Annotated in this window: 9 protein-coding genes; 4 read left to right on the top strand and 5 right to left on the bottom strand. The window is 38.5% G+C overall.

All coding sequences use genetic code 11. The annotated features are described in order from the left end of the window. Positions 1-5 precede the first annotated feature (5 nt). The 4 genes from uxuA to IJS99_00125 all read left to right on the top strand — a co-directional run bounded on the left by uxuA (position 6) and on the right by IJS99_00125 (position 2,478). On the top strand, positions 6-1,085 hold the full coding sequence (gene uxuA / locus IJS99_00140; GenBank protein MBQ7560228.1) for a mannonate dehydratase: 1,080 nt from the start codon (positions 6-8) through the stop codon (positions 1,083-1,085). Continuing rightward, positions 1,042-1,794 carry a DUF4405 domain-containing protein gene (locus tag IJS99_00135; protein MBQ7560227.1) on the top strand — a complete coding sequence of 251 codons (753 nt, stop codon included), beginning with the start codon at positions 1,042-1,044 and terminating at the stop codon, positions 1,792-1,794. Before uxuA ends, IJS99_00135 begins: the two co-directional genes overlap by 44 nt. 98 nt (positions 1,795-1,892) lie before the next feature. Next, positions 1,893-2,186 carry a DUF4491 family protein gene (locus IJS99_00130; protein MBQ7560226.1) on the top strand — a complete coding sequence of 98 codons (294 nt, stop codon included), beginning with the start codon at positions 1,893-1,895 and terminating at the stop codon, positions 2,184-2,186. A gap of 37 nt (positions 2,187-2,223) precedes the next feature. Continuing rightward, entirely contained in the window at positions 2,224-2,478 is a 255-nt protein-coding gene (locus IJS99_00125; protein MBQ7560225.1) for a hypothetical protein, read from the top strand. Positions 2,479-2,533: 55 nt separating this feature from the next. Here the strand turns inward: IJS99_00125 and IJS99_00120 are convergent, their stop codons facing one another. From IJS99_00120 to IJS99_00100, 5 genes are all read right to left on the bottom strand, one after another. Then, positions 2,534-3,295, bottom strand: a complete 762-nt coding sequence (locus tag IJS99_00120; protein MBQ7560224.1) for an alpha/beta hydrolase — start codon at positions 3,293-3,295, stop codon at positions 2,534-2,536. Continuing rightward, positions 3,246-3,542, bottom strand: coding sequence for a hypothetical protein (locus tag IJS99_00115; protein ID MBQ7560223.1), 297 nt, complete (start codon positions 3,540-3,542; stop codon positions 3,246-3,248). The genes IJS99_00120 and IJS99_00115 overlap by 50 nt, the downstream gene beginning before the upstream one ends. A gap of 265 nt (positions 3,543-3,807) precedes the next feature. Next, complete coding sequence (locus tag IJS99_00110) at positions 3,808-5,040, bottom strand: argininosuccinate synthase (GenBank protein MBQ7560222.1); 1,233 nt, start codon at positions 5,038-5,040, stop codon at positions 3,808-3,810. A gap of 365 nt (positions 5,041-5,405) precedes the next feature. Next, complete coding sequence (locus IJS99_00105; GenBank protein MBQ7560221.1) at positions 5,406-6,038, bottom strand: site-2 protease family protein; 633 nt, start codon at positions 6,036-6,038, stop codon at positions 5,406-5,408. Then, positions 6,038-9,025 (bottom strand): hypothetical protein, encoded by a 2,988-nt coding sequence (locus tag IJS99_00100; protein ID MBQ7560220.1) that lies wholly within the window; start codon positions 9,023-9,025, stop codon positions 6,038-6,040. Before IJS99_00100 ends, IJS99_00105 begins: the two co-directional genes overlap by 1 nt. Positions 9,026-9,482: the final 457 nt, after the last annotated feature.

The following is a 9,482-nucleotide window of genomic DNA, read 5'->3' as shown; positions in this document are numbered from 1 at the left end:
TTACCATGAAAATGACATTTCGCTGGTACGGAAGCCAGAACGATCCAATACCGCTTAAGTACATTAAGCAAATTGCGGGAGTTTCCGGACTTATGGGACTACTTGACAAGCCCGCCGGGGTACTCTGGGAAGAAGCAGAAATTAAATCACTCGTCGATGAGGTTCACGCGGCAGGACTCGAACTTGAAGTAATCGAAAGCGTAAACGTTCACGAGGATATAAAAATGGGACTCCCATCAAGAGAAGAATATATCTCAAATTATATCCAGACGATCAAGAATTTAGCTAAATACGGCGTTAAAGTGATAATTTATAATTTCATGCCCGTGTTTGACTGGTTAAGAACGGACTTAGCGCGCGAAATTCCCGAAGACGGCTCTAACAGTTTATACTTTGACGAGAAAGACCTCGGAGAAATGGGCCCGCTTGAAATCGTAAAGAAGACTGCTGAGGAATCACATGGATTCACTCTGCCCGGGTGGGAACCTGAAAGACTCGCTTTACTTGAGACGACTTTAAAACAATATGAGGGCATGACGGGCGATGACTTGCGCAAGAATTATAAATATTTCCTTGATGCAGTTATTCCCGTGTGTGAAGAAGTAGGCGTAAAAATGGCCTGCCACCCCGATGACCCTGCCTGGCCTATTTTCGGACTTCCTAGAATTGCGCACTCTCAATCAGATTATGACAAGATTGTCGCGTTACATGACTCGCCCGCAAATACTGTGTGTTTATGCACGGGATCACTAGGCTCAAATCCTGATAATAATATTCCCGAAATAATACGCCACTTCGGCAAAATGAATCGAATCGGCTCAATGCATGTAAGAAATGTAAAATTTTTAGGACATCACAAATTCAGAGAGGCCGCTCACTTGTCATGCACTGGCGATTTAGATTTATACGAGATCATGAAGGCAATTTATGAGACTTGCCCGGATACTTATATAAGACCTGATCACGGCAGAATGATTTGGGATGAGAAGGGCCGCCCGGGTTACGGACTTTATGACAGGGCACTGGGAGCTGAATATTTACTTGGACTCTGGGAAGCAATCGACAAGAACGCAAAGGGCAAATAAAATTTTTGTACTCAAGCGAATAATTGATATAGCAATGACTGCGGCTTTAATGGTGCTGATGTCATTGCAGGCAGCGGACGGGACGGCGCACGAATATTTAGGCGTGATATTTGGTGCGCTTGTTCTTGTTCATACATATTTGAATCGCTGCTGGTATTTTGCGCTGTTCAAAGGCAAATATAATTTTTTGCGCATATACTGGACATTTATAAATCTTTCGCTGATGATTTGTTTATTAATAAATATTTTCAGCGGCATAATAATGTCTGAAAGTTTTCCGGCCTTAAACATTGAGTCATTAACTTGGCTTGCTAGGATTTCGCATTTATCGAGTTCATATTTAAGTTTTGTGCTTATGGGAATTCATACGGGGTTGCATTTCGGGGCTATATCAGGGAGAATAAAATATTTATGGCCTGCTTTACTCGCAATAATATTATCAGGTTACGGGCTGTATATATTTATTTATCAGGATATTCCAGGCTATATAACTTTACGGAATCAATTCGCATTTGTAGATTACGACAAAAATTTTTTGCTGGCAATCTTTGAAAATTTTTCGATGTTCTCATTCTGGGTATTAATCGGCAATCAGTCCATAAAAATATTATCCCGTAAATATTTATCGCCCTGCGTGATTATTGCTTTGACGGTAATAATATATTTTGTATTCAGAATTTGGCTCGGAGTTCCTGAAAATGGATTTTAACTCATGAGTAACTCACAAAATAATTTAATAATTGCGTTGACGATAATAAATAATTTATAGAATTCGCGCGATAAAATTTTTATAAGGCAGGCTAAAACATGTTCAATTTTTCAGGAATCATAATCGGCGTAACAAGTTTTATAATAATCGGCGTTCTTCACCCAGTAATTATAAAATGTGAATATTATTTCTCGTATAAAATTTGGCCGGTCTTTCTTGTACTGGGCTTAATATCTTGCGCGGGGTCATTATTAGCAGAAAATGAAACTTTATCGGGGATTCTCGGCGTTCTTGCGTGCTGTCTATTATGGTGCATTCGTGAATTAAGAGAACAGAAAGAAAGAGTCGCGCGCGGGTGGTTCCCTAAAAATCCTAATCGTAAAGACTCGTGATATAATTTGCAAAAATTTGAAAGGTGTGTAATTTACAATGTCAGAAAAAATTTGTCCAGTATGCAATCAAGCGTTAAAGCTCAGAGAATCGGGTTATCCTATGGGAAGCGCATTTCTTAAGGCTGACAGGGTTCACGTTGATATTTACGAGTGCCCTGTGTGCCATAAAATAGAATTATATGCGTCAGAAACTAACATGGTAACTTGTCCGAAATGCGGGAGTCTTCATAGTCCTAAAGAGTCCTGCGCGGTTTGTGCTTTGAATGCAGCTCTTGACGAAGCGAATAAGTAAGAAATTTTCTTCCCGGTCAAAGCATGAATCATAATGGCCGGGAATTTTTTTGCGTTTATTTCAGGGCATTTGCGAGCGCGTTAATATATTCGTCACGAACTTTTTTGCTTATATTAGCATCAGGATATATTACTTCAAAGCCGTGAGTTACTCTCGGTATAACGTGAAGTTCAACGGGGACTCCGGCCTGCATTAATTTTTGAGCGTAAATTATTGTCTCATCTCTGAAGGGGTCAAGAGTTCCGACCATTATATAAGCTGGCGGCAAATTCGATAAATCTTCAGCGAGTGCCGGGGAAGCGTAAATATCCGGTTTCTTGTCGCCTAAATACATTTTCCAAGCTGTAATATTTAATTCTCTGCACCATGCGCGGCTGTCTTGCATTTGATAACTTGACGGCGTTATATTTCTGCAATCTAACATGGGATATAGCGGCATTTGAAAACAAATTTTAGGGCCTCCCTCGTCGCGTGCTTTAAGAGTCAGTGCAGCTGTGAGTCCTCCTCCTGCGCTTATGCCTGCAACTGCGATTTTATTTGCGTCAACTTGTGAATTATTTGCGAGCCACTTCAGAGCTTCCATGCATTGATTTAAATCAGTCGGATATGGATATTCAGGTGCGAGATCATAATCAGGCTGAACGACAATACATTTTGCGCGTTTTACGATTTCGATCATTAATTCGTCATTCTCTTCAGGTGAGCCGAGAACATGACCGCCTCCGTGAATCCATAATAGAGCCGGCAATTTTTTATTATGCTTACCCTTAGGCGTGTAGACTCTGAGGGCAAAATCCTTTATTAAGTACTTCGTCATCAATATCAACGGCGGGATCTTTTGGCGGGAATGAGCGTAATTTAGCGAAAAATTCTCTCACGTCGTTAATATTTTCAGGTGTGATAATTTGCTTATTTGCCTTTGAGAAATCCTTTTTTAATTCCGGGTGAATCATTTTATCGAGATCCCATGCTTGAATATTTTTCTCGTTATCATTAGCGCAAGACATCCCAGCAAGTGAAAGAATTAGCGCGATAATAAATGCAGCACAAAAAATTTTACGCATATAAATAAAGCCTCCTGACATAAATAATAAATAAAAAATTTTTCTCGTGAAATTGTAGCAAGTCTTAAGCAAAAAATTTATATATTCTCGTGAAAAAATTAGCGCAAAAAAAATTGCATTCATGCAAAAATTTTTATCTTTATAAATAATTGCAGCTGAATGGATTAACTCAACTTTTTGTATTAGTAAATGTATTAGTAAAAATTGCAGCTTCCCACGTAATTACGTAATTATTAAACATGAAAAGCCGCAAAAAAATTTTTATTTATGCTTCAATCGGAATCTCTGCTTCATCCTGGCGCGGCCAAGTCGATGTCCATGTTCTAACAGGAAGTCCCCAGATATTTATAAATCCTACTGCTGCCGAATGATCAAAAGTATCGCCCTCTGAATATGTAGCTAAATCTTTACGGTAAATGCTCTTTGCTGTCTTGAGTCCCCGTACAACTGCCTGACCCTTGAATAAACGCATTTTTACGACACCGTTTACATATTTCTGCGTGTCATTCATGAATGAATTAATTGCGTCACGGAGCGGCGAAAACCAGTAACCTTCATAAGTTAATTCAGCAAATTTTACTTCAAGTTCGCGCTTAGTCTTTAAGACTTGTTTATCAAGAGTGAGAGTCTCAAGTGCCCTGTGTGCTGCTAATAAAGTTACTGAGCCGGGACACTCGTAAACTTCACGGGATTTACAGCCGACAAGCCTGTCTTCTATCATGTCAACGCGCCCGAGTCCGTGTTTTCCTGCGATTTGATTCAACTTCATGATTAATTCAACGCCGTGCATTCTCTCGTCATTCAGTGAAACAGGGACTCCGCCTTCAAAGCCTATTTCTATAAATTCCGGATCGTTCGGAGCGTCTAAAGGATTCGCGGTCATCTCGTAGGCATCTTCGGGAGGTTCATTCCATGGATCTTCGAGCAGGCCGCACTCAATTGAACGCCCCCATAAATTATCGTCAGTGCTGTACGGTGAATTTGCAGTAGCTCTTACGGGGATTCCGTGTTTTGCTGCGTATTCGATTTCTGCCTCGCGAGTAAAATGCCAGTCTCTAACAGGTGCTAAAACTTTTATTTTAGGATTTAAAGAGGTTGCGCAAACTTCGATCCTTACTTGATCCTGCCCCTTGCCCGTGCAGCCGTGTGCTATTGCGGTTGCTCCTTCTTTATTTGCAATATCTACAAGAGTTTTTGCGATTAACGGACGGGATAAAGCCGACACTAATGGATAAGTGCCTTGATACATTGCGTTAGATTTCAATGACGGATATACATAATTCTCGACAAAAGTTTTTTTCAGGTCAAATATATATGCTTTAATTGCTCCGCTGTGAAGTGCCTTAGATTTTGCGGCTTGTAAATCGACATCTTTTTGTCCCACGTCGGCAGTCATTGTTATAACGTCCCAGCCCTGTTCAGTAAGCCACATTACAGCAACTGAAGTGTCAAGTCCGCCGCTATATGCAAGAACAGCCTTACCTTTTTTTTCTGCCATGTAAAAGATTCCTTCTTTCAAGATTATATTTATATTCAAGCTAATATCATACAACTAAATTTATATTTTATGAGATAAGCAAAAATTTTTATAGAGTGTTAATAGATTCGTATTCTTGTAAATTTATTGCGTAATTGAGTCTTAAATTATCCCCCGCCGCATAGCGAGTCCCTCCCACCCGCCCACCCAAGATAATTTTTTTACCGCACAAAGAAATATCTTGATAAATTGCAAAAAATTATTCCCTTGAATGAGCCGCCCGCCCGCCTCGCACAAACTAATACGCATTACGAACAGCAGCAAATATTATAATTCTTAGCAAAAAATTATTCCCCTGAATGAGCACCCCGCCCATCTCGCACAAACTAATACGCATATATAGACGGCAGCAAATACCACAATAAATTTATAATCGGGTCAAATAATACGTTAATTATTCCTGTCATTAAGAGAACTAGCAAAATAATCATCCCGTAACGCTCAAGCCAATAATATATATGCAAATATTTATATGGTAAGAACGCTTCAAGAACTCTCGAACCGTCAAGCGGAGGAATCGGAATCAAGTTAAACGCAGCAAGTCCCATATTTATAGCGATCATGTTAGATAATATTTTCACGCCCGGCATTCCCGCAAAATTATAAATTCTCGCAAGTCCTATGAATCTTATAATAAGCACTGTAATAATTGCTGTTAAGATATTGCCTATTACTCCGGCAAGTGAGACTATTATTAAATCACGTCTCGGATTCCTGAAATAACGCGAATTAATCGGCACAGGTTTAGCCCAGCCAAATCCGACAAATAAAAGCATTATAGTCCCGACTAAATCAAAATGATGCAGCGGGTTAAGACTCAAGCGGCCATAACGTTCGGCAGTGTCATCACCGACCATTTTAGCTGCGAATCCGTGACAGAATTCGTGAAAAGATATAGCCCATAATAAAGCAGGCAGCCTCAATAAAAGCTCCGTAAAATATCCAAGTGAAAATCTCATTAGTTAAATATTCCTCCTAGTCCTAATCTTAAACCTTTGCGAATCTCATCGCGTGCACGTCCCTTTATTTCTTCGCGCATTTGTTCACGGGTTAATTTTTGCGAGTCTGCTTGTGAACTTGACTCCCCTGCTGAAAAATTTAACGAGTCAATATTCCCCGAAATACTTAGAATTACCGGCCTGAAATCGCCCGAATTCCCTGCGCCTTGAGTCAATAAATCATTCATGTTAATAATTTTTGCGTTTATGCTCGTCTCCGTCAATAAATTCATAATTAATTCATTCCCGCCGAAATCTATAAATCCATCATGAAGTAATTTAGCGTATTTATATAAATTTTCGTTCTTAACCGGATTAATGCTTGAGCCTGATTTTATAATTAACTTCCCTGACTGCAATAACAAAGGCGCGTGGATTCCTGAAAATTTTATACCATCTGATTTATTTATCGAGTCAAGCCACTTGAATCCCGTAATATTTCCTGAATTTGCGCTGAAATTCCCAGTGCCTGAACAAGTTTTATCATCACCGTTAATTTTTAGCGATAAATTGCCCGTGCTTGAGATTTGCCCAGTAAAATTTTTTATTGAATCATGAATTAATTTATTTATATTTAAGCCTGAAATTTCGAGATTGCTTGTAAATTTTTTCGTGTCAAAATCTAAATTAAATAAATTCTTGGCCGAACCGTCATAAAATTTGAATGTTCCGTGTGAGTCAAGATTCCCATTTGAGTAATTCAGCGGCAAATTTATATCTGTGAGTTTGAGTCCGTGATAAATTAAATTATTTGCCGTAATTGCGCCCTTGCCTGTGATTTTCTTTTCTGTTCCGTTGAGAGTAAAATCAAGATTTGCCCCGCCCGATAAATTTTTGAAGACTCTTTCTAGCCTGAAATTTTCGCTATTTAAAGCAAGATTTAATTTTATAGCCGGATAAACCTGCATATTTCCTGATAAATTTATTTCGCCAGCTTTGACATTATCGAGATTTAAATTTTCTGTAGTGCCTGAAATTTTTGCGTTGAACTCGCCTATATTGAAGCCTTCAAGAATTACTGCCGGTGAATTTGCCGATAAATTAATTTGTCCGTTATCATTCTCAATTTTTGCCGCTATTTTCGAGAGAGTCAGCCCGCCTAGAGTCAAATTTTTTGCGTTTATGCTTGATTCACGCTCGTTATAAACTAATTCAATATTTCTAGCTGTCAGCCCGTCAAGTGCCTGAAGATTTTGCGAGTAAAATAATAAATTTATTTCAGGATTGTTGAATGTGCCTTGAATCCTTGCGCCCGCGTTTATATTGCTCTTGAGCGAGTATTTATTTATTCCCGGTATAAAATTTTTTAATTGACTCGGAGTCATTAAAGCAGTCGCATTTATGTTTAACTCAGGATTTAACGAGGGGAAGTGCGTAATATTTCCTGTTATTCTTGCGGGCATTCCGTTATAAGTTCCTTCACTGCGGGTCAAATTTAATTTATTGTCGGAGTAAACGAAATTTATAACAGGTTTCATTAATTTATTGCCTGAGCTTGTTATTTCGCTGCTTGAAAGATTGCCGGTTAAAACTGGATTCCCTGCGCTGCCTTTGATCTCACTTAATAGCGTAATCTTCCCGGATAATTTATACTCGTCAAAATTTTCAATGAAGATATCAGCGACTCTATTTATATCAAGATCAACAATTTTTGCATTGAGATTTAATACCGGCCTTAATAAGAACGACTCAATCTTACCCTGTAAATATCCCTGCGCGCCTTCTAAAATAAATTTCCCGTTTACATTTGCCGTATCACTGTTAGAGAGCTTTATTTGAGTCTTGATATTCGCTAAAGTTTTATTATTATATTTAATTCTAGGAGCCGAGAAATTAATAACTCCGTTCAATGAGTCAAGACAGCCCCTTATATCTGCGTTGAAGGACTCGATTTTTCCTGATAATTTTTTGAGTTCGGGAACGTCTAAATTTGTCTCGCTGCCGTCAAGTTTTATAGCAATAAATAATTTTTCGTTCGGCCGTGAAGTAATTGACATTTCGCCCTGAATGGGAACACTAAACGCGCTGGCCTGCAAATCATTTACTGTCAAAACATTATCAGAATATGCAAGATTTGCGCTGACTCGTTCGAGAAAAAGCCCGTAAAATTTCCGCCCTACATAGTCAAGACTCCCCGAAATTCTCGGCTCATCTTTATAGCCCGTTATGTCAATATTAAAATTTGCTGTGCCGTCAAAGCCGCCTGACTCGTTCAAAACTGGATAAATCGCCGCTATTTCCTGCAAATTTAAGTCCTGAATCGACGCGTGCAGATCAAGAGCTTCATTATTAAATATTCCCCCGGTCGCTAAAATTTTGCCGGAGCCTATAGAAATATCTGACCTGTTAATAGCGTTAAAGCCTGATGACTCGCTGAAGTCTATAATGCCGTTAACTGGAATCCCATTAAGAGACGCGTCAATATTTACGTCAAATTTTTCGAAATTCACGTGTAAATTTTTAACGTCAAAGACTCCGGCCAAAGAATTTAACTTGCTATTTATTATGCTTATATCAGCAGGAATAAACCTTATCGGAAAATCCCCGAATTTGCCGAGCGAGCCGGAAAATGAGTCAAGATTTATATTAGCTCCCTCAATTGCAAGCTCAGAAGGGTTAATTTTGCCGCGAATTAAAGCCGAGAGTCTCAAGCTCAATAACAAATTTTCAGCTGATAAAATTTTCTTACCGCCGTCGCCGTGAAGCTCAAAATTATTCAGTCTGTAGCCTTTAAATGGATTGCCGGTTATTTTGTCAGTATATAGAGAGAGATTATAATTTTCACCGAGATAATTTTTTGCCAAGTTGAACAGCATATACCCGCCTATATCAGCAAATGAAAGTATAACCCCTGACACTATTATAATAAGAATGAGCCAAGCAAGAAATTTTGCAAATTTATTTTTACGTTTATGATTATGATTATATGTGCGCTCAGTTTCACGCAAAAAAATTCACTCCCTGATTATAAATCTATTTATGTAGGAAATTATACGAAAAATTTTCATATAGTTAGCTGTAAAAAGCATGATTTATTTTTCACGAGAAATTATTATATAGCATAAATATATTACGTGTTTAGAGAGTCCCGCTTGAGATAAAATTTTTATGCTAGAAATATATTTATTGCAAATTTTACCCATTCAAACGCATTAAACGAGTCGCCCGCGCAAAGTGAGTCCCGCTCGCTCACTATAGACAAATTTTCATGTTATTTGCAAATTTTATTTATTAACACGCTTAAATGAGCCCCCTGCGCCTGTCAAGTCCCGCCTAAGATAAAATTTTTATGCTAGAAATATATGTATTGCAAATTTTTTATTAACACGCTTAAATGAGTCTCCTGTGCTTGTCAAGTCCAGCCTAAGATAAAATTTTCATGCTAGAAATATATTAGTTATTCCC

This window comes from Synergistaceae bacterium (genome assembly GCA_017444345.1).
In the GTDB taxonomy this organism is placed as follows: Bacteria; Synergistota; Synergistia; order Synergistales; family Aminobacteriaceae; genus JAFUXM01.
Note: the sequence above shows the minus strand (reverse complement) of the source record. Positions and strands in the feature narration are given on the sequence as shown.